Origin of the sequence: Hyphomonas jannaschiana VP2 (genome assembly GCF_000685215.1) — a bacterium.
Lineage (GTDB): Bacteria > Pseudomonadota > Alphaproteobacteria > Caulobacterales > Hyphomonadaceae > Hyphomonas > Hyphomonas jannaschiana.
The window spans coordinates 347,776-370,145 of the sequence record NZ_ARYJ01000004.1; the positions used below are offsets into that span (position 1 = coordinate 347,776).

Sequence of the window (22,370 nt, forward strand, 5' to 3'; positions counted from 1 at the left end):
CTTATTGCGCTTTATGACCTTCGGTTGCTCATTTTTAGATGGCGAACACTGAGTTGAGCAAGTATCCGGGCGGCGCCATCATGGGAAGTGTTGTTGCTTCCTGAGTGAGCGCCTCTATAACGCGAACGGAGCTCCTGAAAAGTTTATGGAGCCGATAACAGGTCAGGCAATTCCGGAGTTCCCATGAAAGTTTTGGTCACGGGCGGAGCAGGCTTTATCGGGTCAGCCCTGGTGCGCCATCTCGTACTGGAACAGGGGGCTGAAGTCGTCGTTGTCGACAAGATGACCTATGCGGCGAACCGGGCAAATATCACACCGGCTGAAGCAACCGGAAATTGCCGGTTGATCGTGGAGGACATCTGCAACCAGCCGGCCATGACAGAGATCATTGCACGCGAAGCACCGCAGCAGATCCTTCACCTGGCGGCTGAAAGCCATGTCGACCGGTCAATCTCCGGCCCGCGTGACTTTGTCGAGACAAATGTCATCGGAACCTACAGTTTGCTGGAGGCTGCACGGGCGCATTGGTCAGGGCTTTCCGGTGAGGCACGCGAAAATTTCCGTTTCCTGCATGTCTCGACCGATGAGGTGTATGGCTCGCTCGGCGCCGATGGCCTGTTTGAAGAAACCACACCCTACGATCCTTCATCGCCCTATTCGGCTTCGAAGGCCGCTTCTGACCACCTCGCCAAGGCATGGTTCCGGACTTATGGCCTGCCGGTGGTCGTTTCGAACTGTTCAAACAATTACGGACCGTATCATTTCCCGGAAAAACTGATTCCGCTGGTCATCCTGAATGCACTGGAAGGCAAGGAACTGCCTGTTTACGGCGATGGCTCAAATGTCCGGGACTGGCTCTATGTCGAGGATCATGCCCGCGCCTTGTCTCTGATCGCCACAAAGGGCCGTCTCGGTGAGACCTATAATGTAGGCGGCCGGAACGAGCGGACGAACCTGCAAGTGGTCGAGCGGATCTGCGATGAGCTGGATGCCGTTATGCCTGCGGAGCGGCCGCGCCGCGAACTCATCAAATTCGTGACCGACCGGCCCGGCCACGATCATCGTTACGCCATTGATGCCACCAAGCTGGAAGATGAGCTGGGCTGGCGGGCGCAGGAAAATTTCGAAACCGGGCTGGCCAAGACCGTGCGGTGGTATCTCGATAATGCCGACTGGTGGACGCCATTGCGCAAGTCGGTCTATTCCGGCGAACGCCTCGGTCTGGCAGAGCCTCAGAAGGCGTAAGGCCCGGCGTGGTAATTGTTGAAAGCTGGTATGTCAGACAAAATCATTCTCGTGGCGGGTGGCGCCGGACAGGTCGCGCGTGCAATGGCCGATCTCCCGGTGCCGGCAGGCATTCGGATCGTGACGCGAGGGCGCCCTCAGCTGGACCTTCTCGAACCTCGGTCGATCGAGTCCGCCTTTGAGGACCTGAAGCCGCATCTGGTCGTCAATGCGGCGGCCTATACGGCGGTTGACCAGGCCGAGAGTGAAGAGGCGGCTGCCTTTGCGCTGAATGCGAAAGCGGCAGGCGAACTGGCCGCAACAGCAGCCCGCAGCGGCGTGCCAATGATCCATATTTCAACAGATTATGTGTTCGACGGCACGAACGCCGAGTCTTACGTGGAGTCGGATCCGGTCGCGCCGCTCGGTGTTTACGGACGTTCCAAACTGGCTGGCGAGGAAGCCGTCGCCGCGGCCAATCCGGACCATGTCATCCTCCGGACGGCCTGGGTCTACAGCCCGGTGGGCAAGAATTTCATCAAGACGATGCTGCGTGTCGGTTCTGCGCGCGACGAGCTTGGTGTCGTTCACGACCAGCGGGGCAACCCGACCAGCGCGGCAGACATTGCCGCGGGCATCCTCGAGATCGCAACGCAAGTCCTGAGCGGCAAGACACCCGTCAAACCGGGTGTCTATCACATGACGGCGCAAGGCGAGGCGAGCTGGGCTGAATTTGCCGAACATATCTTCCAGTGCAGCGCGAAGGCTGGCGGTCCGGTGGCGGACGTGAAACGCATCACATCCGCGGAGTATCCGACCCCCGTGGCGCGCCCGGCCAATTCGCGGCTGAATTGCACGAAGATTGCGGAGGCTTATGGCGTAGTGTTGCCACATTGGCAGGGCAGCACGCAGGCCTGTGTTGAACAACTGGTGAAAACCGGGGAGTGGAATTCATGAAGGGTATCATCCTGGCGGGCGGCAAGGGAACGCGCCTGCATCCGATCACGCGCGGCGTTTCAAAGCAGCTCCTGCCCGTCTACGACAAGCCGATGATCTTCCATCCGATCACGACGCTCATGTTTGCGGGCATCCGGGATATTCTGATCATTTCCATGCCGGACGCCTTGCCGCTTTACAGCCGCCTGTTGGGCGATGGCAGCGATTGGGGCATGAATTTCCAGTATGCGGAGCAACCGGAAGCGCGTGGCCTCGCTGAAGCGTTCCTGATCGGCGCCGATTTTGTGGGCGGCCAGAAAAGTGCACTCGCCCTGGGGGACAACATGTTCTACGGCTCCGGTCTCAGCGGGGAGCTATCGAAAGCGGGTGGCATGGGCAAAGGCGCGGAAGTCTTCGCCTGCCAGGTCAACAATCCGAGCGATTTCGGCATCGTGGAAATGGATGAGGCAGGCAATGCCCTCTCAATCGAGGAGAAGCCGACAGCCCCGAAAAGCAATTGGGCGGTCACCGGCCTCTACTTCTATGATGAGGACGTCGTGGACATTGCCCGGAACGTGCAACCCTCTGCACGGGGCGAACTGGAGATCACCTCCATCAATGACGCCTATCTGAAGCGGGGCGACTTGCGCGTGCATCGCCTCGCGCGTGGTACGGCGTGGCTGGACGCCGGGACATTTGATGGTCTGATCCAGGCGTCGCAGTTCGTGCAGACAGTGGAAAAGCGCCAGGGCATGAAGATTGCCTGCCCGGAAGAGGTCGCCTGGCGCAAGGGCTTCATTGATGACGCGAAGCTGGAAGAGCTGGCGGCGCAGTACAAGAATGAATACGGCACGTATCTCAGCGGGCTTCTGACGCACTGGAGCCGTTGACCGGAGTCTCGGGAACACCCTCGCGGACGTGGACCCGGTGTGTGCTCATGCGGAACGGGTTCCAGGCCATCGTGCGTGCCAGTGCCCAGAGGCCAACGCGGCGGTTGCGGCGCAGTTCCCGGCCGCTTCGGCGCATCGACACGGCCCCGGTCGCGCCATCGCGCATTCCGCGCCAAGCCTGTTTGAAACGGCCCGTCATGGCGCCGCGTATCAACAGATACCCTGACAGGCCGATATGGGCGGGCAGGGTAAGCCAGAAAATAACCGACGGCATGTTCTTGGCGTAAGTCCAGATCCGGTTGCGAAAGCCGTGATAAATCGAAAAGTCGCTGCTGCGCCCCGATATGCCGCCCCCGACATGGTGGATCACCGCATCGGGCAGAAGGATGCAGGTTTCGCCAGCCAGACGCAGGCGAAAGCCAAGGTCCACGTCTTCACAGAAGCAGAAGAACCGCTCGTCAAAGCCGCCATGCTTCAAGAACGTCTCGCGTTCGAAAACGCCGCCCGCACCGCACGGGCTGAAGCATTCGCCCTCGGCTGGCAGCTCGCTGGCAGGCCGGCCGAACCCGCCCCGCCAGGGCATGCCGATGATGAGGTAGGCGTCGCCTGCGCCGTCCAGCGTGTCTGGTGCCTCCAACGCCAACTGGGCGGACGCAAACATTTTTGCGCGCTGATGACGGGAGATGCCGTTTGCGATCTTTTCCAGCCAGTCGGCGGCTGCCACGGCATCTGGGTTGAGACCCACCAGCCAATCGCCCTGCGCGCGGGCGGCGGCGAGATTCATGCCACCTGCGTAACCGTGGTTTTCAGACTCCCGGAGCAGGGTGAAGGCTGGCAGATGGCGCGTGTCGAGCCCGTCCAGCGAGCCGTCGGTGGAGGCATTGTCGACAAGGATTACTTCGAAATCACGCCGGGTCTGCTTGGCCAGTGAGGCCAGCGCCTCCTGGATATAAGAACCGCCATTGTAATTGACGATCAGAACCGAAAAGCGGGGCGTGCTGTTACTTCCGGAGGATATGCCGGCAGGGTCGTTCAGCTGCGAATTCATTCCGGTACTACCCTGATACTCGGCGCCGCCGGAAACCCCGGGGCGAAATCAGTTATGGTGATCCGTCCTGCTGTCCGGAAGGTCAAGGATTGTCGTCACTTTGCTCACCCGGCGCGCAATTTAGTTACATCTGGAACTATTTTTTCAAATGCGTATACTGCGCCGATGGAACTGATTAGCCCCAAGAACCGATATCATGACGCCCCGCGGGCGCCCGATTTCACGATTGACCAGGCGTGGGAAACCTACAGCGCCGAAGAGCATGACCGTTGGGACCGGCTCTTCCGCCGCCAGAAGGAGGTCACCCGTGGCCGGGCCTGTTCGGCTGCGCTGGAGGCCATGGAGGCCCTGGAGCTTTCCCCATCAGGCATTCCGCACATGGGCCGCCTGTCCGATCGGCTGGAAAAGATCACGGGCTGGCGGATCGTGCCGGTTGCGGAACTGGTGCCGGACGAGATTTTCTTTGATCATCTGGCGAACCGGCGATTCCCGGCGGGGGCGTTTATCCGTCCGGAAGCCGAGTTCGATTACCTGCAGGAACCGGACATCTTCCACGACATATTCGGCCACGTACCGCTGCTGGCCAATCCGGTCTTTGCAGACTTCATGGAAGCCTACGGCAAGGGCGGGCAGCGCGCGATGCGGCTCGGCCAGCTTCACAATCTGGCCCGGCTTTACTGGTACACAGTCGAGTTTGGCCTGATCCGCGAGGCCGAGGGTCTGCGCATCTATGGCGCCGGTATTCTGTCCAGTCCGCAGGAAACCGTCTTCGCTCTGGAAGACGACAGCCCGAACCGGATCGGTTTCGACGTGCAGCGCCTGATGCGCACGAAATACATCATCGACGATTTCCAGCAGACCTATTTCGTCGTCGACAGTTTCGAAGCCCTGCTGGACACTTGCTACAAGGATTTCGGTTCGGTCTATGCCGACGTGAAAGGCGAGCCCGACTATGAAGCGCACGAGATTGCGCCAGGTGACGAAGTGCTTCACCGCGGCACGCACGCCTATTTCGATCTGGGCGGACGCAGGAAAGACTAGCTGGTCGCTTCGGCACTTCCGCGCTTGACCCTTGAGAAAAAACAGAAGATCGACAGGGGATGCATTACGCCCCTCGAATTCTCGTCACCGGCGGCGCCGGTTTTATCGGCTCCTTCCTGTGCGAGCGCCTGCTCGACTCCGGGGCCGAAGTTCTCTGCGTGGACAATTTCTTCACTGGCCGGCGGACCAATGTTGCCCACCTGCTGGACAATCCGCGCTTCGAGATCATGCGCCACGACGTGACCTTCCCGCTCTTCGTGGAGGTCGACCAGATCTACAATCTGGCCTGCCCGGCGAGCCCGATCCACTACCAGTTCGATCCCGTCCAGACGACGAAGACAAGTGTACATGGCGCGATCAACATGCTGGGCCTCGCCAAGCGGACCCGTGCGAAGATCCTCCAGGCCTCGACCTCGGAAGTCTATGGCGATCCGGAGATCCACCCGCAGCGGGAGGAATACTGGGGCAATGTGAACCCGATCGGCCTGCGTTCCTGCTATGACGAGGGCAAGCGCTGCGCCGAGACGCTGTTCTTCGATTATCACCGTCAGCACAATGTGAAGATCAAGGTCGCCCGCATCTTCAACACCTATGGCCCGCGCATGCACCCGAATGACGGCCGCGTTGTGTCGAATTTCATCGTGCAGGCCCTGCGGGGTGAGGACATCACGCTTTACGGCGACGGCCAGCAGACTCGCAGCTTCTGCTATGTCTCTGACCTTGTGGATGGCCTGATCCGGCTGATGAATTCCGATGATGACGTCACCGGCCCGATCAATCTGGGCAATCCGGGCGAGTTCACCATGCGCCAGCTGGCCGAGACGGTGCTGGAGCTGACGGGCTCGAAATCCGGCATCGTGCACAGGCCGCTGCCGTCAGACGACCCCCGCCAGCGCCAGCCGGATATTTCAAAGGCGAAATCATCGCTCGACTGGGAACCCACCATCCCGCTCGCCGAAGGCCTGCGTCCGACGATCGAATATTTCCGCAACGAGATTTCGGAACTGGTGTGAAAACAAATTGCGCATTCCCAACGCTCGGTGAGGTGCGAGATAAAAATCCGTCATAGTTGAATCAAAAGCACGCCCAGCCGCTGAGATGGCTTCCGCCGCAGCGGTATAAGAGGGATAAGGTTGCTCATAAGGATTCGGGCGGGTAACCGGTTTAGAAGCTCATGCCAGCTGGGAGGCAGATAATGTTGGGCAAGCTTTTGGCCGCAGCACTGATCGCATTGCCCTGGATTGGGGTGTTCCAGCTTCAACCATTGGTGAGCGCATTTTCGCCTGATCACCACATTTCCGATTCCAAGGCTCTCGCAAATGGGTGGGAGATTTTCTCCTGCGAACCGCCATTTGATCGGGGATTGCAACCACTGAAAAACGGCAGGTCTTCCTGTTCGCTGGTTGGCGGAAAGCAGACGCTGGTCGCAGAAGGCATCAAGCCAGCGCGACAGAAAACAGGGCGCTGGCCAACCCTGGGCGTGGCCATCAGATTGCCCTCTCATGCAACGCAGCGGTTCATGGGCAGAACAGTTCAGGTCGAGATTGAAGGTGCCTGCGATAATTGTTCTGGCCCGATCAAAGCTGTCTATGCAACCGGCGCGTTCGGTAATAGCGGGTGGCGCGATATCGAATTGGGGAACACCCTATCGAAGGTACAGTTCTCCTACGAAGTTCCTGCGAAAGATCTCGCGGATTATCCGGATGTAAGCCCTTGGGTTGTCCTGAACCCGGAAAACCCTGACGCGACGCTTCGTATCCGCAGAATTCTGGTGAAGGCACCTGAATAGTGGATATTTTCGAATATGAGTATGCGCGCCGAACCAAAACCAGGAGCATCTTTGGCTCTGCCGGCGACACAATCCTGATCCTGGTAATATTCCTCAGCTGGCTGATCGTCGGTGGCTTGTTCGTCAAGGCTGCGATCCGCCAGACACCGGGCTTTCAATTCCATGATGCCTCGTTTGGAGTGAAGATGGCCGCGCTGTCTTCTCTCGAAAAACAGGATCTGGTTCTTATCGGGTCGAGCCGCGTCCATCGTCAGTTTGATGTCCAGGCAATTGAGCGCAGTTGCGGTGTGAAAGCTCTCAATCTGGGCATTGGTGGCGGAACGAGCAGCAATACAAAATTCATGCTCGATTGGATCCTCGATCAACCAAACCAGCCTGACAAAATCTGGATTGAGCCATTGGGCGCGGACAGCTATCGACAAATAACGACGGATAGAAGCCTGCTCTATGCCCCCGTCTGGCCTGGGCGGGTGTGGCAAGAGCGTTTTGGAGAGCAGGCGGTCAAGGCAGAAGGCTCACCACTCGCCGCATCCTTGGCGATTTGGCGCACCAGTCTGAAATCCTATTTTTCGGTGGGGACATTCTGGGCCGTGCGTGAAGAAACGTTGCCGCCGGAGCAACTGGTCGATCTCTATAAGGAAATGTTGGCGCGAAAGGGGTTTGATCCACTCGATGACGTCCTTTCCGAACAGCATTCGCGCCGGAGGAAATTGGCTCAGATATTGAAAGATCAGCCCGACTATTTTGAGAACCAACTGTCCGCGCCCAGCCGGGAATATGCCTCCCTCTCACAGCCAGAACTGAATCAGAGAGTTCTGATCGACCTCTGGCCGATGATAGCTGATCTGAAAAAGGATGAGTTGCGAAAAATCGGTGTTGTGTACCCCCCGAAACTGGCGGAGTCGCAGCTGCCCGTTTCGTCAGTTTCTTTCAGAGGCGTGGAAATCCCCGTCATAACATTTCCGATTTCGCAGAATGCCTATCTTGCAGATCCGGAATGGTGGATCGATGAAGGCCACTTGAAGCGCGAAGGCGCGGAAAAACTCAGCAAAAGTTTCGCGGAGCAGGTGTGCGGAGGCTCCATTGCTGTTCACTGAGCTTCGCTTTTTTGCGTTCTATGCCATCGTGTTTGCGCTTTACTGGGTGTTGCGCCAGCAGCGCCAGCGCGTGCTCGTGCTCACAATCGCCAGCTTCATTTTTTATGGCGCCTGGGATTGGCGATTTCTGGGCCTGATCCTGTTCGTCATCGGCGTTGCCTATATTGCGCAGCGCGCCCTGCTTCACGAGGCACTACAGACGAAACGGCGTTGGATTATCGGCCTCGCCGTAGGCCTGATGCTGACAACATTGGGCGTCTTCAAATACTTCGACTTCTTCGCAGATTCCCTGGTGGCACTGCTTCAGACGCTGGGCATTCCTGTCTCCCAGCCCCTGGTCCAGATCATCCTGCCGGTCGGGATCAGCTTTTTCACATTTCAGGCGATCGGCTATGTTGTGGACGTCGCCCGCAAGGAATTTGACGAACCGGAAGATTTACTCAGCGTCGCCTTCTTCATCGCTTTCTTTCCGCAGCTGGTGGCAGGACCGATTGTCCGCGCGCTGGATTTCTTCCCGCAAATCAAAGACAAGAAACTGCTCAGAGACGTGCCGTGGAGCGGCGTCATCGTCATGTTCGCCGGAGGCTTTTTCAAGAAAGCCGTCATCGCGGATAATCTGGCCAGGTTCTACGTGGATCCGGTATTTGCAGAGCCTGGGGCCTATACAAATGAAGCGATTATTCTGGGCGTCTTTGCCTATGCAGCTCAGATCTATTGCGATTTTTCGGGCTATAGTGACATGGCGATTGCTGTGAGCCGGAGCTTTGGCTTCCAGCTCCCGGTCAACTTCAAGGCGCCGTATTTCTCGACCTCGATTACCGTGTTCTGGCGGCGCTGGCACATTTCACTGTCTCATTGGCTGAGGGATTATCTGTACATCTCACTTGGCGGAAACCGGGGCGGCAACGTTAAAACCTACCGGAACCTGATGTTGACGATGGTTCTTGGCGGCCTGTGGCACGGAGCGTCGTGGAACTTCCTTTTCTGGGGGTACATCCACGGTGCGATTTTGACGATTGAGCGTTTGTTCAACATTCCAAGGCTTTCAGAGAAGAACAGCATCCTCAGGCTCCTTTTTGGAGCGCTCACTTTTTACCTTGTCTGCATCGCCTGGGTGTTCTTCCGTTCCGCCAATTTTGAAGTTTCCACTTTCATGGTGTCGAGCATGCTTGGCGGCAAGAACAGCGGGTCAATGACGTTCTCTGCCGTCGACTGGGGGCTCATGGCCGGCTTGCTCGGCCTGCACTATCTTGTGTTCCGGTTTAAAATAGGCATGCGGATCGCGTCTTGGCCGGCACCCATCGTGGCGGCGCTGGCCGGGTTGTGGATTGCAATCCTTTTGCCGTTGATCCCCAACGAGGCCCAACCGTTTATCTATTTCCAATTCTAGGATTGCGCCTGCATTGCAACTCGGCGGTGAATGGTGGGCCCGGCAGGATTTGAACCCGCGACCAAACCGTTATGAGCGGTCCGCTCTAACCAACTGAGCTACAGGCCCACCGAAGCATCCGTTTAGGCGGCTGCTGCTGGCCTTGCAATGGGCCTGATGAATCTCACCGAACCTGGTAACTCCGTCTTACCGGAATTGTGGTTAACCCTCTGAAACCGGGCGTGATTCTTGCTAGGTAGGGGACATGACACGCGTACTTGTCACCGGCGGAGCCGGATATATCGGATCGCACACCTGTGTGGAGCTTGTCTCACGCGGGTATGAACCCGTGATCGTGGACAATTTCGTCAATTCCTCGCCCAGGGCAATCGACCGGATCTGCCAACTCACCAATTCGCGGGTCGAGTGGTACGAGGCCGATGTCCGCGACACCGCTTGGATTGCGGAGATCCTCGAAAAGCATGCGTGCGAAGCGGCCATCCACTTTGCCGGGCTGAAAGCCGTCGGCGAATCCACGGAGAAGCCGCTCGAATATTACAGCGCCAATGTGATGGGCACGCATAGCCTGATCCAGGCGATGCTGCAGGCCGGGGCCAGCCAGATCGTTTTTTCCTCCAGCGCCACTGTCTATGGCGAGCCGGAATTCCTGCCCTACACAGAGTCTCACCGGCTGAGGCCGACGAACCCGTACGGCAACACCAAGCTCGCGGCGGAAATGCTGCTGAACGACGTGAGCGGGTCTGGCGCGCTGACCGATGTGGCAATCCTGCGCTACTTCAATCCGATCGGTGCGCATCCCAGCGGCATGATCGGGGAAGACCCGAACGACATTCCGAACAATCTGATGCCCTATGTGGCGCAGGTGGCTGTCGGCCGCCGCCCGCATCTCAACGTGTTCGGGCAGGACTATGACACGGCGGACGGCACCGGTGTGCGCGACTATCTTCACGTCGTGGACCTCGCCCGCGCGCATGTGCTGGCGCTCGACCGGTTCAAGCATTCGCATGGTCCGTTCACCGTGAATCTCGGCACGGGCAACGGCTCCTCCGTCCTAGATGTCGTGCGGGCGTTCGAGGCGGCTTGCGGCAAGTCCATTCCGATGGAATTTGCCCCGCGCCGGGCAGGCGATATTGCGGCCTTCTGGGCCGATCCGTCGCTCGCGCAGGAACTGCTTGGCTGGCAGGCGGAGCTGACGCTGGAAGACATGTGCCGCGACCAGTGGGCCTGGCAGAGCCAGAACCCGCAAGGTTATGAAGCCGCCTGATTTGTCATCGGTCTGAGACACAATCGGAACAAGATTGCCTTCCAGAGTGTTCGGTAGAACACTCAAACAATTACCAATGGGAGATTCTCATGCGCCGATTTTTGCCACTTCTTACTTCGACTGCCGCCCTCGCCCTGATCGTGCCGCAGGTTGCCTGCGCCCAGATGCAGGGCCCGGCCCTGGGCCTCTCCCAGCAGGCTGTGACCGGCGCTTATCAGGCACCTAACTCTATCCAGCCTGAAACCACGCTGTCGATCTCGGCCCAGTCGACCGTGAAACGCGAACCTGACATCGCTTACATCAATGCCGGCGTGCAGGCTGAAGGCGAAACCGCCACAGCAGCGATGGAGTCCCAGGCGGAAGCCATGACCGGCGTCTTCGACGCGCTGGAAAAAGCGGGCGTCGCCAAGAAGGACATGCAGACGTCCAATTTCTCGCTCTGGCCGCGCTACACCTATATTGAGACCAAGCTGAAGGATGGCTCCTCCCGCGGCGAGCAGAAGCTGATCGGCTACACGGCCTCCAACCAGTTGACCATCAAGGTACGCGATCTCGATAATCTGGGCTCGACCCTGGACAGCTTGGTGAAGGCTGGCGGCAACACATTCAACGGCCTGAACTTCGCGCTCGATGACGATGCGGAGGTGCGCGACGAAGCCCGCCGCCAGGCGATGGCCGATGCCCGCGCCCGGGCAGACCTCTACGCTGAAGCAGCCGGGCTGCGTGTGCTGCGCATCGTGACGATCAGCGAAAGCGGCAACTACTCGCCCTCGCCTATGCCGATGGCACGCATGCAGGAAGCCAAGATGGCAGACGCTGTCTCGACCCCGATGGCAGGCGGCGAAGTCGGCTACAGTGCGACGGTGAACGTGGTCTTCGAACTCGGCGAGTAAGGTTCGGCGCAAGCCGGATCAGACATAGCCTTCGGCAAGCAGGTCCTTCATGTCGATGATGCCGACCGGCTTGCCGTCGACTGTCACGAAGGCGTTCGAGATCCGCTGCTCGGTGAACGTCTTGATGACTGCGGACATGCGGTCGTCAGGACCGAGCGCTTTCGGGTCGGCGGTCATGACATTGGCCGCAGTGCCGGACAGCTTGCCGGCCAGCATGGCGCGGCGCAGGTCGCCATCGGTGACCATGCCAATCAGGCGGCCGTCCTCATCGATCACGCCAACACAGCCCTTGCGTCCTTCGGAGACAGCCAGGATCACGTCCCGGACGTCGGCTGAGGCACTGATGATCGGCATATGATCCGTTTTAGTCTCGATATAGTCGCCCGCAGTCTGCAGGGAGCGGCCGAGTTTGCCGCCCGGATGACGGAAGCCGAACTCCTCCCGCGAGAAGCCCCGGCGCGCCATCAGCACGATGGTCAGCGCGTCGCCAAGTGCCAGTGCCATGGTCGTGGAGGATGTTGGCGCCAGGCCATTCGGGCAGGCCTCGGCCACAACCGGCATTTCCAGCAGCACGTCCGAGGCACGCCCCAGCGTCGACTCGGCTGACCGCGTCATGCCGATCAGCGGGATGCCGTTGCCTTTGCAGAATCGCAGCAGATCCACCAGTTCGCGGCTTTCCCCGGAATAGGAAATCGCGATCACGACAGAGCCCGGCACCACCATGCCGAGGTCGCCATGGCTGGCTTCGGTCGGGTGAAGGAAGAAGCTGGGCGTGCCGGTCGAAGCAAGGCTCGCCGCGATCTTCTGGCCGATATGCCCAGACTTGCCGACCCCCGCCACGATGATGTGCCGGTCGGTCGCCATGATCAGGTCTGCCGCTTCGGCGATGGATGGGCCGATACTGGCTTCCAGCTGTTCCAGCGCGTCGCGCTCGATGCGGATCGTGTTGCGGGCGAGGTCTAGGTCGGATTCATGGGCCACGGGCGCTGCTCCTGCTGGATCGCGCGTGTTGTCCGGCAAGCCGGGCGTGGTGACAACCCTACTTGGCCAGTTGGCGGCGGCGGTACTCTTCCGGTGAGAAAGCAGGCTCTTCGACAACGGGCGCTTCTGCGAAGTAACGCCCGATCGATGTTTGCTCGGGATCGATGGGCATAGCGGTTTCCGCCGGCGCCGGTTCGGATTCGGCCACCAGAACAGGTGCGTTCAGTACCGGCGGGGCGGGCGTATCGTCTGCATCGCCCTGTGCCGAGGTCGCGTCATCATTGTCATTGGCGGCCATCTGTTTCGCTTCAGAGGCTTCCGTGGCGAGGATCACGGACAGCGGTTTGCCGTTCAGCATCGGCTCAGCCGCCGCTTCCGGGCTCAGCGGCTCATCCAGCATGGCGAAAGCAAGGCGGCTCCGCAGGGCCGGATCGTCGGCGGGAAGTGTGTAGGAACTGAAGGCGGCTTCGATCAGGGCCTCGACGTGACGGTCGCGCGCACGAGCTGTCGTTCCGCCCAGCATGACCGCGATGATCCGGTGGCCGTCGCGCTTGGCGGAGGCCATCAGGTTGAAGCCCGAGGCACGGGTGTAGCCGGTCTTGATGCCGTCCACGCCGTCGACTTCGCCGAGCAGGTTGTTGTGGTTCTTGTAGGTCTTGCGGGCCCAGGAGAACTGCTCGGTCGCGAAATAGTGATAATAGTCCGCATGATCGGTCAGCATGGCCTCCGCCAGGATGGCCATGTCGCGCGCTGTGGTCAGCTGCCGTGTATCTGGCAGGCCGGACGCATTCACAAACCGGGTGTTTTCGAGGCCAAGCGACTTGGCCTTCACCGTCATCAGCTGAGCGAAACGGCTTTCGGTGCCGCCGAGGCGTTCAGCGACCACGACGGCTACGTCGTTCGCGGACTTGGTGATCAATGCGCCGATCGCGTCACGCACAGTGATGGTGGAGCCGGTGCGCAGTTTAAGGTTCGATGGGGCCTGTGCCGCAGCGAAACGGGAGACGGTCATGCGTTCATCGAGCGAGACCTCACCGCTCTTGAGGGCATCGAACAGCATGTAGAGGGTCATGACCTTGGTCAGCGAGGCCGGATAACGCGGCTCATCCGCGTGCCGGTCGTGAAGCACGTCCTGCGTGTCGGCATCAATTACGATTGCGGCGTATTTTTCTGCCTGGGCAGCGCCTCCGCCGATTGCCATGACCGACAGGACGGCCGCAGCAAGGGTGATGCGGGTCAGGGCTGCGAATGCGCGCAGGAACATTCAGGTCTCCCGAATTGTTAACCCCGGCCCTCCGAGGTTTAACTTAGAATCGTGCAAATCCCTTGACCACACCTTAACGGCACAAGGTGGGCCGGATTGCGCAAACGTAATAAAACCGATGCAAAAAGCGTGCAGACTGCCTCATGTTGCAGCGCACAAAAATATATTGCGATCGCGAAGAAAAAGCGCTATATGTTCCCGTAGGGTAAGCGCAGGGTAGTACAAGTTAGTACAAAGGAACGATCGATGACGAAGGCAAAGACCGCTGGCACCGCAAAGCGCGCAAAAGCTGAAGCGAGTGCAGCGATGGACACCACCACCAAGATGCTCGACGAGAGCATGGAGCAATTTTCCGGTTTCGCAGGTAAATTCGGCGAATATGCTGAGTCCGGCCTGAAAGCATTCAGCGAACGCACCGCCGCATCGACCGATATGGCGCGCGAACTGAGCAGCCGGAACATGGACTTCTTCACCAAGTCGCTGGAGCAGGGCGTTGAAGCCACGCAGGCGATCACGTCGGCAAAAGACGTCCGCGAAGTCATGGAAATCCAGGCCGGATTTGCGAAATCCATGTTTACCGCGTATACAAAGGAAATGAATGCGCAGGCAGAGCTTTGCATGTCTGCATGGCGTAGCGCCGCCAAGCCGTTCATGGCCTTCGGCGCAAAATAAGCTTCTCGGATCGGGCCATATAGCCTGATTGTAGAGTGCAGTAGACTGGGAAGAGCCGGACCTGATTGGTCCGGTTCTTTTGTTCCGGAAACAGGTTTTTGGCTGATCCTGCCGTCAAAATCAGGATTGGCGGTGCCAAAACAAAACGGTTAGATGCGCTCATGTCACGACTGCCTGATCTGATTGAGTTTCCGGCGCTGAAGCGTCCTTCCCGGCCGAATAATTGTCTCGTCGCGCCAGACGGTTTTGCCGGTGTCTCCACCCCCGACGAAACGGCCCCGGTGTTCGACAAGCCGCCCAAGCGCGTATTCGACCTTGTGATGGACCTGGTGCTGGAACGCGTGGAATGGCGGCTGAGGGCGTCCGATCCCGATACGCTTCGGATTTCCTTCATCGCAGTCACGCCTCTGATGAAGTTCAAGGATGACGTCTATGTTCAGGCCCTGCCAGTGGACGGAGCGGCAGACCGCTCGAGCGTGGCCATCTATTCCGGATCCCGCATTGGCTATTCCGACCTTGGAACCAATGCCAAACGGGTGAAGGAACTGCTCGATTTGATAGGTACCCGTTGAGCACGCATGCTCTAAAAGCAGGCAGAAAATGATTTTGCCGCGTCTCACGTCTTCAATCTGGCCATGAACCGTATATCTTAAGATTCATGAGCAAGGGTATTCCGCATTTCCGAATGAACGATCCCGACCCGCCGGCACCGCCCGGCGACGGGGGCACTGGCGATGACGGGATCGAGTATGGCTTGTCCACACAGACCCGTGTGCGGACCAAGAAACCCTCGCTCTATCGTGTGCTGTTGCTCAACGACGACTACACACCGATGGAATTCGTCGTGTTCATTCTCGAACGGTTCTTCAACCGGTCGCGCGAGCAGGCGACCCGCATCATGCTTCACGTGCATCAGAAGGGTGTCGGACTGTGCGGGGTCTACACATATGAGGTGGCCGAAACAAAGGTTGCCCAGGTGCTTGACCTTGCGAAGCGGCACGAACACCCTCTCCAATGTGTCATGGAGAAAGACGACTAGACCTCTAACCCCGGAAGGCTACCACATTGCCACGCTTGTCCCCCTCCCTGGAAACGGCTCTTGAAAAGGCCCTCACCCTGGCATCCGAACGGGAGCACGAGTACGCCACACTCGAGCATCTCCTGTTGGCCCTGACAGAGGATGAGCACGCCAAAGAGGTGATGGGGGCTTGCAAGGTCGATATAGAGGTCCTGACCGCAGAGCTCGTCCGCTACATTGATGACGAACTGACGAGCCTGATCGTGGAAGACGGGGAAGGCCGCGTTCAGCCCACCGCTGCATTCCAGCGCGTTGTTCAGCGGGCCATCCTGCATGTCGAAAGCTCCGGCCGGGACGAAGTGACCGGCGCAAATGTGCTGGTCTCGATCTTCTCCGAACGCGAAAGCCACGCGGCCTACTTCCTGCAGGAGCAGGACATGACCCGCTATGACGCGGTCAACTTCATCTCGCATGGCGTGGCCAAGCAGCCGGGCATGTCGCGCCCCTCCAGCCCGCGCGGCGCAGAGCCGGCCGAAGAAGAGGCCGTGAAGCAGGGGCATGAAGCCCTCGACGCTTATTGCGTGAACCTCAACGCAAAGGCTCGTGCCGGCAAGATCGATCCGCTGATCGGCCGCGACATGGAAATCAACCGCTGCATCGAAGTGCTCTGCCGGCGAAACAAGAACAACCCGATCCTGGTAGGCGACCCCGGCGTCGGCAAAACCGCCATCGCCGAAGGCCTGGCCAAGAAGATTGTCGATGGCGAGGCACCGGAGATCCTGGATGAGGCGATCATCTGGTCGCTCGACATGGGCGCCCTGCTGGCCGGTACCCGTTACCGGGGGGACTTCGAGGAACGCCTCAAGTCCGTCATGAAAGAACTGGAACAGCAGGACAAAGCGATCCTGTTCATTGACGAGATCCACACCATCATTGGTGCGGGGGCGACCTCCGGCGGCGCGATGGATGCGTCGAACCTGCTGAAGCCGGCGCTTCAGAATGGCGGCCTGCGCTGCATGGGTTCGACCACGTTCAAGGAATACAAGCAGCATTTCGAGAAGGACCGCGCCCTGTCCCGCCGGTTCCGCAAGATCGACGTGGTTGAGCCGACTGTGGCCGACGCCATCAAGATTCTGACCGGTCTCAAATCCCGCTTCGAGGATTTCCACGGCCTTCGGTATACGAATGACGCGATCAAGTCGGCGGTGGAGCTCTCCGACCGCTACATCACTGACCGGAAGCTGCCGGACAAGGCCATCGATGTGGTCGACGAGGCAGGCGCTGCACAATGGCTGCTGCCATCCAGCAAACGCAAGAAGACGGTAGGCGTGCGCGACATCGAGGCCGTGGTGGCCAAGATCGCCCGCATTCCCCCGAAACAGGTGTCCAGCGACGATGCCGAGGCGCTCCGCTCGCTGGAGACCGATCTCAAGCGCGTGGTCTATGGCCAGGACGAAGCCATCGAGGCGCTGTCCGCTTCGATCAAGCTCGCCCGGGCAGGCCTGCGTGAGCCGAATAAACCAATCGGTTCGTACCTGTTCGCTGGCCCGACCGGTGTCGGCAAGACAGAAGTCGCCAAACAGCTCGCCTCCATCATGGGCGTTGAGATGCTGCGCTTCGACATGTCGGAATATATGGAGCGGCACACCGTCTCCCGCCTGATCGGCGCGCCTCCGGGTTATGTCGGTTATGACGAGGGCGGCCTGCTGACCGATGGCGTGGACCAGCATCCGCACTGCGTGCTGCTGCTCGACGAGATCGAAAAGGCCCATCCGGACCTGTTCAACATCTTGCTGCAGGTGATGGACAATGGCTCGCTGACCGATGCGAACGGCCGCAAGGTCGACTTCCGCAATGTGGTCGTCATTATGACCACAAATGCGGGTGCATCAGACGCCGCGAAGAACGCCATCGGTTTCGGCGCTGGCAAGAAGGACGACGAGCAGGACGAGGCCATCAAGCGCCTGTTCACGCCGGAATTCCGCAATCGCCTCGACTCGATCATCACGTTCGGTGGCCTGACGCCGGAGATCATTGATCGCGTGGTCGAGAAGTTCATCCTGCAACTGGAAGTCCAGCTGGAAGACCGCAACGTTTCGATCGAGATCTCCAAGCCGGCCCGCGACTGGCTGGCCAAGCGCGGCTTCGACGCCGACATGGGCGCCCGGCCGCTGGCCCGGACGATCCAGGAGCACGTCAAGAAGCCGATGGCCGAGGAACTCCTCTTCGGCGAACTGCAGAAGGGCGGCGTGGTCCATATCGACATCGACAAGGACGACGACAGCAAGCTGGCCTTCAAATACGTGGCCGAAAAGCCGAAGAAGAAAAAACCGGCCGCGAAGAAAGGCTCTCAGGAGCCTGCCTGACCGGCACGGAAAGCCCGCACATTGTGCGGGCTTTCTCTTTAACGGGCCCATGGCTAACTTTCTGCCGGCATCTTTAAGGTGCCGATTCTGTCTATCTTAAGTGTATTTGCTTAGTCGTGGGTGCCGGAAGGTGTCCTGGCCCGTGACTGAACTGAATTCCTCTCTCTGGATGCGTGCAAGTCCGGCCCCCGCGAAGGCCGGCCGATTGACCGTGCTGGACGGCGCGCGGGGCTACCTGCTGGTCATGATGTTCGTGAGTCACCTGACGTCTGTTTATGGGACGCCGCTATTCTGGTTTCACCATGGCGAATTCTCCGCCGTGATGGATGCAGAGTTTTTCATTCCGCTTTCGGGGTTTGTCTGCGCGATTTCCTATGCCCGGCCATTCCGCCGTGACGGCGCTGGCGCCAGCGCACTGGCCGTGCTCAAGCGCCTGCGCTGGCTGTATGTCTATCAGGTTGCGGTCGCCTTGATGGTGTTCGCACTGGTCTGGGCCGCGTGGCCGGACAGGCTCATCAATGGTGTGGCGCCGGATTTCGAGACATCGGCGCAGGTGCAGGTCTTGCAGGTGATGACCTTTGCGCGCCAGCCGCATTATCTGGACATCCTGCTGATCTATATGGTGCTCATGCTGTTCATACCGGTTGCACAGCTGATGTTGTTCAAAAACCGGGTGCGGCTGTTTTTCGGCATCCTTGTCACCTGCTGGCTGTTCTCCCGTCTGGGGCTCGATGACCAGGTCCTGAACCTGCTGTATACACAGGGTGTCGATACGCGGCCCTATTTTTCACTGGCCGGGTTTTTCAATCCGTTATCCTATGCGTTGCTCTTTTACGGGGGCTTTTACCTGGGACACCGTTTCTCGGAAAAAGGGCTGGCCGGGTTCCGCGCCAATGTCGTGCCAGTATCAGCCCGGTATTTCGTGATTGCCTGCGTCATCATTGCCGGGTTCGCTATTGCCGATTTTCTGCCCGGCGTGCCTGATTATATTCATTCCCCGGCACGTGACCGCTATTCAGAGGTTGCCCTGTGTAGCACGCTGGCGATCGCCTACGCCGTATACTTCCTGCTGAACCAGCCAGCACTTCCGGAACCGGCCGCAAGCCTGCGAAATCTCATTTCGGGTATTTTCAGCCTGCCGGCCCTGGTGATGATTGGGCAGAATTCGCTGTTCTTCTACAGTCTCCATGTCGTGATGGTGTACCTGGCCAGCTATGCGATTGCTGACTGGAATTTTGGAGACAACCTGCTGGCCGTGCTGGGTGTGCAGATTGCTGCGGTCGCATCAGCTTTCGCTTTGACCGATCGCAAAAAGCGATTCCTGCCCGGTCTGCCATAGGTTTCCACTCCGGCTTTTTGCTTGCCCCTCCCTTGAGGAAAGCGCGATATGCTGCAGGAAAATACCGGGAGGAATACATGACGGCGACACAAGTGCACGGCACGTGCGATCCGCGATTTGAGGAAGTGAAACGGGAGTTCGAGAGGAACTTCTCTGAGCGGGAAGAAGTCGGCGCATCGGTGTGCCTGTCGGTGAACGGGGAAACGCTGGTCGACCTGTGGGGCGGCATGGCCAACCCGGAGACGAACGATCCCTGGCAGGAAGACACGATCTCCATCGTCTTCTCTTGTTCCAAGGCGGCGACCGCGATTTGCGCGCACATTCTGATCGACCGTGGCGAACTGGACCCTGAAGCGCTGGTCTCCGAATACTGGCCGGAATTTGCAAAGAACGGCAAAGAAAAGACCACGGTTCAGATGATGCTGAACCACGAGAGCGCGTTGCCTACGCTGCGCGATCCGGTAAAGCCGGGTGGCTTCACGGACTGGGATTACATGGTCCAGCGCATGGCGGACGAGGAGCCCTTCTGGGAGCCCGGCACACGTAACGGCTATCACATGATCAATTTCGGCTGGACCGTGGGCGAGCTTGTGCGCCGCGTCTCCGGCAAGTCGCTCGGCACGTTCTTTCGCGAGGAAGTCGCGGAGAAAACCGGTGCGCGGTTCTGGCTGGGGCTTCCCGAAACCGAAGATGTGCACATCGCGCCGATCCGCCAGTATGTGCCGAAGCCCGGTGATGAAGCGACGGAATTCGGGATCAAGCTGATGACCGATCCGGAATCGATCCAGCACAAGAGCTTCATGAATACCGGTGGATGGGACTTCAACGACCGGAAAGGCCAGGCGGCTGAAATCGGTGGCGGCGGCGGCCTGTCGAATGCCCGCGGGCAGGTGGCGATGTATACGCCGCTGGCCACGAATGACGGGTCCCTGGTGTCGGGAGACCGGCTGAACAACATGACCATGGTATCAACAGCCACGCACCGTGACGCAACCCTTCTGATCCCGACCCGCTTTGCGTCGGGCTTCATGAAATCGATGGACAACCGGCGCCGCAAGATGGGGCCGGGCACCAGCGCAATCATGGGTGAGCGGGCTTTCGGCCATGTCGGCGCAGGCGGCTCAATCGGATTCGCCGATCCGGACTGCGGTCTCGCCTTCAGTTACACGATGAACCAGATGGGCAATGGCATCCTGCTGAATGACCGGGGACAAAGCCTGATCGATGCGGCTTACCGCTCGCTCGGTTACCGGACGAACGAGCCTGGCGCCTGGGTGAAATAGTCCGCATTTCGGGATTCGTGTGTCACGTGTTAATCTCCGTCCGAGGGCGGAGGAGGATCGGCGTGATGCGCTATATCGGACTATGCTCAGCTTTGCTGATATTCCCAGCGGCATGTGATGACGCCGTCGGATCAGGCTATCCGGAGACAACTTCCGGTGCGGTCATCGAGTCGAGTATAACGGAAGCTTCGGACACGCCGTCTGAGGAGGGCGCAGCGGAGGAATCTGCAGAAAGCACAGCAGATGCCGGTTCAGAAGAGACAGGTGATACGCCGGAAGAGCGGATGGCATCGCTCGGCCTGTCGCGGGAAATGGACTATACTTGCGACCAGTCCGGCATGAGCGCCCATGTTGTCCTCTACGGCGATGAAGACGTGGCGGCCGTGATCATTCCTGGAAAGGTGAATGTGCCGCTTTATCTCGACTGTTCGCCGACGCGAATCGGCCCGGAATGCTCTGACGGTCAGTTTACGGCGCACATCAATACGCTGGAGGACAAGGCCATGTTCTCCGAGCTGAAGGATGCTGCGCCACTGGTGTGCACCATGGCCGTGCCGGAACCCGTTCCCGAATTGGAATAGGGCGCCCAGCTTAGCCGTCGTCGTCGGCCTCGCCCATGCCACGGCGTTTTCCGCTGTCTGCGATCATTTTCCGCGCGTGCTCCACGCCTTCGCTGGGAGCTGGCGGCGCCATGATTTCCGGCGGATCTGTTTGCTGCATGTAGATCGTCCGGCTGGGGAAGGCGAAGCCCGTGCCGGCCTTTTCGATGATGTCCATGACGGCAACAGCGAACTCTTCTTTGATCGCCAGCCACTCCCCCCAGTCTTTCGTCCGGGTGAAGGTATAGATCAGAAAGTCGATGGAACTCGCGTTGAAATTGTCGACGCGGACGAACAAGGCCGCTTCCGGGGGTTTGACGAAGCGATCGTCGTTCCAAAGCCAGGCTTCGATCTCGTCCCGGATATATTTCAGCTGGTCGACCGTTGTACGGTACTCGACTCCAATCGCCCATTTGATCCGGCGGTATGTCATGCGGGAGAAGTTCGTCACGGCCGCATCGGAGAGGGCGCTGTTGGGCACATAGACCGGGCTCTTGTCGAACCGGCGGATGAGGGTGGAGCGGAAGTTGATCTTCTCGACAGTGCCTTCCACGACCCCGTCCACCTTGATCCATTCGCCCGGCACGAAGCGTTTCTCGGTGATGATCAGGATGCCGGAGATGAGATTCTTGAACAGGTCCTGCGCACCAAGGCCAACGGCAATGCCCAGGACGCCGAGGCCAGCAAGTAGCGGAGCGATCTGGATGCCCCATTGTTCGGCCACCGCGCCGAGGCCGAGAACAACGAGAACGACCTGCAGGGCTTTCACCATCCAGTCGACGGCCGCAGAGGAAAGGGCATTGCGCAGTGTGCCGAACATGAATTCGAATGCGTTGACCGCGCGAGCCAGCGTCCAGAAGACCGCCAGCGTGATCACCGAGCGCAGGATGCGATTTGCGTAGACTTCCGCTTCACCCGAAATATCGGTGACCTGCAGCGCGATATAGATACCGATGATAACCGGAACGACCTTCAGCGGCGTCGCGATGGAATTCACCAGCGCGTCGTCGAACCGGGTCTTGGTCCCGGCGGTAAGGCGCATGACCGAGGACACAATGATCCGGGCGAACAGGCCGCGCACCAACAGCGCGATGACCACAATCACGACAGCCGTAATGATCTCGCCATAGGTCAGGCCATAATCGCCCTGGTTCCAGACGGTGGCGATATAGCTCGCCGCGTCCTGCGCCCATTGGGGGGCGTTCTGATCGAACCAGCTGCTGATCGATGGGAGTGGTGCGTTATTTTCCATTCCGGTATTCCCCTGGGTCTGCTC

Annotated in this window: 21 protein-coding genes and 1 tRNA gene; 17 read left to right on the forward strand and 5 right to left on the reverse strand. The window is 59.3% G+C overall.

Going from position 1 to position 22,370, the window contains the following annotated elements; translation table 11 throughout:
• Positions 1-183: 183 nt before the first annotated feature.
• From rfbB to rfbA, 3 genes are read left to right on the forward strand one after another with little or no spacing between them, the layout of a single operon-like run.
• Positions 184-1,245: a dTDP-glucose 4,6-dehydratase gene (gene rfbB / locus HJA_RS08250; protein WP_035580602.1), complete on the forward strand. Its 1,062-nt coding sequence runs from the start codon at positions 184-186 to the stop codon at positions 1,243-1,245.
• A 30-nt stretch (positions 1,246-1,275) separates the two neighbouring features.
• Positions 1,276-2,181 carry a dTDP-4-dehydrorhamnose reductase gene (gene rfbD / locus HJA_RS08255; RefSeq protein ID WP_035580604.1) on the forward strand — a complete coding sequence of 302 codons (906 nt, stop codon included), beginning with the start codon at positions 1,276-1,278 and terminating at the stop codon, positions 2,179-2,181.
• Positions 2,178-3,050: a glucose-1-phosphate thymidylyltransferase RfbA gene (gene rfbA / locus HJA_RS08260; RefSeq protein ID WP_035580606.1), complete on the forward strand. Its 873-nt coding sequence runs from the start codon at positions 2,178-2,180 to the stop codon at positions 3,048-3,050. Before rfbD ends, rfbA begins: the two co-directional genes overlap by 4 nt.
• On the opposite strand, the gene HJA_RS08265 is transcribed toward rfbA, so the two are convergent.
• On the reverse strand, positions 3,019-4,098 hold the full coding sequence (locus HJA_RS08265; RefSeq protein WP_081814608.1) for a glycosyltransferase family 2 protein: 1,080 nt from the start codon (positions 4,096-4,098) through the stop codon (positions 3,019-3,021). The two genes, rfbA and HJA_RS08265, sit on opposite strands and share 32 nt — an antisense overlap.
• A 165-nt stretch (positions 4,099-4,263) precedes the next feature.
• Here HJA_RS08265 and phhA point away from each other — a divergent pair, with 165 nt between their 5' ends.
• The 5 genes from phhA to HJA_RS08290 all read left to right on the forward strand — a co-directional run bounded on the left by phhA (position 4,264) and on the right by HJA_RS08290 (position 9,415).
• The gene (phhA, locus tag HJA_RS08270) at positions 4,264-5,139 is read left to right on the forward strand and encodes a phenylalanine 4-monooxygenase (protein WP_035580608.1); all 876 of its coding nucleotides are present in this window, start codon (positions 4,264-4,266) and stop codon (positions 5,137-5,139) included.
• A gap of 59 nt (positions 5,140-5,198) precedes the next feature.
• Positions 5,199-6,152: a UDP-glucuronic acid decarboxylase family protein gene (locus tag HJA_RS08275; protein ID WP_035580610.1), complete on the forward strand. Its 954-nt coding sequence runs from the start codon at positions 5,199-5,201 to the stop codon at positions 6,150-6,152.
• Between the two features lie 182 nt (positions 6,153-6,334).
• Positions 6,335-6,928: a hypothetical protein gene (locus HJA_RS08280; RefSeq protein WP_035580612.1), complete on the forward strand. Its 594-nt coding sequence runs from the start codon at positions 6,335-6,337 to the stop codon at positions 6,926-6,928.
• On the forward strand, positions 6,928-8,025 hold the full coding sequence (locus HJA_RS08285) for a hypothetical protein (protein ID WP_035580614.1): 1,098 nt from the start codon (positions 6,928-6,930) through the stop codon (positions 8,023-8,025). Before HJA_RS08280 ends, HJA_RS08285 begins: the two co-directional genes overlap by 1 nt.
• Positions 8,012-9,415 carry an MBOAT family O-acyltransferase gene (locus tag HJA_RS08290; protein ID WP_035580616.1) on the forward strand — a complete coding sequence of 468 codons (1,404 nt, stop codon included), beginning with the start codon at positions 8,012-8,014 and terminating at the stop codon, positions 9,413-9,415. The genes HJA_RS08285 and HJA_RS08290 overlap by 14 nt, the downstream gene beginning before the upstream one ends.
• Before the next feature lie 31 nt (positions 9,416-9,446).
• On the opposite strand, the gene HJA_RS08295 is transcribed toward HJA_RS08290, so the two are convergent.
• Positions 9,447-9,523 (reverse strand) — tRNA-Ile (locus HJA_RS08295).
• 136 nt (positions 9,524-9,659) lie between these two features.
• Here HJA_RS08295 and galE point away from each other — a divergent pair.
• Together galE and HJA_RS08305 are read left to right on the forward strand one after the other, a co-directional pair.
• The gene (gene galE, locus HJA_RS08300; protein WP_035580618.1) at positions 9,660-10,679 is read left to right on the forward strand and encodes a UDP-glucose 4-epimerase GalE; all 1,020 of its coding nucleotides are present in this window, start codon (positions 9,660-9,662) and stop codon (positions 10,677-10,679) included.
• A gap of 89 nt (positions 10,680-10,768) precedes the next feature.
• A complete protein-coding gene (locus HJA_RS08305) occupies positions 10,769-11,572 on the forward strand; it encodes an SIMPL domain-containing protein (RefSeq protein WP_035580620.1) in 804 nt (267 codons plus the stop codon).
• Between the two features lie 18 nt (positions 11,573-11,590).
• On the opposite strand, the gene HJA_RS08310 is transcribed toward HJA_RS08305, so the two are convergent.
• Both HJA_RS08310 and HJA_RS08315 read right to left on the reverse strand, forming a co-directional pair.
• A complete protein-coding gene (locus HJA_RS08310; RefSeq protein WP_035580621.1) occupies positions 11,591-12,553 on the reverse strand; it encodes a KpsF/GutQ family sugar-phosphate isomerase in 963 nt (320 codons plus the stop codon).
• A 58-nt stretch (positions 12,554-12,611) separates the two neighbouring features.
• Positions 12,612-13,817, reverse strand: a complete 1,206-nt coding sequence (locus tag HJA_RS08315) for a D-alanyl-D-alanine carboxypeptidase family protein (protein ID WP_081814609.1) — start codon at positions 13,815-13,817, stop codon at positions 12,612-12,614.
• A 246-nt stretch (positions 13,818-14,063) separates the two neighbouring features.
• Between HJA_RS08315 and HJA_RS08320 the strand changes: the two genes are divergently transcribed.
• From HJA_RS08320 to HJA_RS08350, 7 genes are all read left to right on the forward strand, one after another.
• A complete protein-coding gene (locus HJA_RS08320) occupies positions 14,064-14,489 on the forward strand; it encodes a phasin family protein (protein WP_035580623.1) in 426 nt (141 codons plus the stop codon).
• A gap of 161 nt (positions 14,490-14,650) precedes the next feature.
• Positions 14,651-15,061, forward strand: coding sequence for a DUF1499 domain-containing protein (locus HJA_RS17980; RefSeq protein WP_155839895.1), 411 nt, complete (start codon positions 14,651-14,653; stop codon positions 15,059-15,061).
• 113 nt (positions 15,062-15,174) lie between these two features.
• Positions 15,175-15,528: an ATP-dependent Clp protease adapter ClpS gene (gene clpS / locus HJA_RS08330; protein ID WP_035580626.1), complete on the forward strand. Its 354-nt coding sequence runs from the start codon at positions 15,175-15,177 to the stop codon at positions 15,526-15,528.
• A gap of 26 nt (positions 15,529-15,554) precedes the next feature.
• Positions 15,555-17,873, forward strand: coding sequence for an ATP-dependent Clp protease ATP-binding subunit ClpA (clpA, locus tag HJA_RS08335; RefSeq protein ID WP_035580630.1), 2,319 nt, complete (start codon positions 15,555-15,557; stop codon positions 17,871-17,873).
• 211 nt (positions 17,874-18,084) lie between these two features.
• Entirely contained in the window at positions 18,085-19,212 is a 1,128-nt protein-coding gene (gene opgC, locus HJA_RS08340) for an OpgC domain-containing protein (RefSeq protein WP_241764325.1), read from the forward strand.
• Positions 19,213-19,289: 77 nt separating this feature from the next.
• Positions 19,290-20,495: a serine hydrolase domain-containing protein gene (locus tag HJA_RS08345; RefSeq protein ID WP_035580635.1), complete on the forward strand. Its 1,206-nt coding sequence runs from the start codon at positions 19,290-19,292 to the stop codon at positions 20,493-20,495.
• Positions 20,496-20,557: 62 nt separating this feature from the next.
• A complete protein-coding gene (locus tag HJA_RS08350; RefSeq protein ID WP_155839896.1) occupies positions 20,558-21,076 on the forward strand; it encodes a hypothetical protein in 519 nt (172 codons plus the stop codon).
• Between the two features lie 10 nt (positions 21,077-21,086).
• On the opposite strand, the gene HJA_RS08355 is transcribed toward HJA_RS08350, so the two are convergent.
• Entirely contained in the window at positions 21,087-22,346 is a 1,260-nt protein-coding gene (locus HJA_RS08355; RefSeq protein ID WP_051597510.1) for a mechanosensitive ion channel family protein, read from the reverse strand.
• Positions 22,347-22,370: the final 24 nt, after the last annotated feature.

What these genes read in the sequence shown, in the direction of transcription:
- rfbB (WP_035580602.1), top strand. Translation starts at nt 184, where the DNA reads ATGAAAGTTTTGGTCACGGGCGGAGCAGGCTTTATCGGGTCAGCCCTG.
- rfbD (WP_035580604.1), top strand. Translation starts at nt 1,276, where the DNA reads ATGTCAGACAAAATCATTCTCGTGGCGGGTGGCGCCGGACAGGTCGCG.
- rfbA (WP_035580606.1), top strand. Translation starts at nt 2,178, where the DNA reads ATGAAGGGTATCATCCTGGCGGGCGGCAAGGGAACGCGCCTGCATCCG.
- HJA_RS08265 (WP_081814608.1), bottom strand. Translation starts at nt 4,098, where the DNA reads ATGAATTCGCAGCTGAACGACCCTGCCGGCATATCCTCCGGAAGTAAC.
- phhA (WP_035580608.1), top strand. Translation starts at nt 4,264, where the DNA reads ATGGAACTGATTAGCCCCAAGAACCGATATCATGACGCCCCGCGGGCG.
- HJA_RS08275 (WP_035580610.1), top strand. Translation starts at nt 5,199, where the DNA reads ATGCATTACGCCCCTCGAATTCTCGTCACCGGCGGCGCCGGTTTTATC.
- HJA_RS08280 (WP_035580612.1), top strand. Translation starts at nt 6,335, where the DNA reads ATGTTGGGCAAGCTTTTGGCCGCAGCACTGATCGCATTGCCCTGGATT.
- galE (WP_035580618.1), top strand. Translation starts at nt 9,660, where the DNA reads ATGACACGCGTACTTGTCACCGGCGGAGCCGGATATATCGGATCGCAC.
- HJA_RS08305 (WP_035580620.1), top strand. Translation starts at nt 10,769, where the DNA reads ATGCGCCGATTTTTGCCACTTCTTACTTCGACTGCCGCCCTCGCCCTG.
- HJA_RS08315 (WP_081814609.1), bottom strand. Translation starts at nt 13,817, where the DNA reads ATGTTCCTGCGCGCATTCGCAGCCCTGACCCGCATCACCCTTGCTGCG.
- HJA_RS08320 (WP_035580623.1), top strand. Translation starts at nt 14,064, where the DNA reads ATGACGAAGGCAAAGACCGCTGGCACCGCAAAGCGCGCAAAAGCTGAA.
- HJA_RS17980 (WP_155839895.1), top strand. Translation starts at nt 14,651, where the DNA reads ATGTCACGACTGCCTGATCTGATTGAGTTTCCGGCGCTGAAGCGTCCT.
- clpS (WP_035580626.1), top strand. Translation starts at nt 15,175, where the DNA reads ATGAACGATCCCGACCCGCCGGCACCGCCCGGCGACGGGGGCACTGGC.
- HJA_RS08345 (WP_035580635.1), top strand. Translation starts at nt 19,290, where the DNA reads ATGACGGCGACACAAGTGCACGGCACGTGCGATCCGCGATTTGAGGAA.
- HJA_RS08355 (WP_051597510.1), bottom strand. Translation starts at nt 22,346, where the DNA reads ATGGAAAATAACGCACCACTCCCATCGATCAGCAGCTGGTTCGATCAG.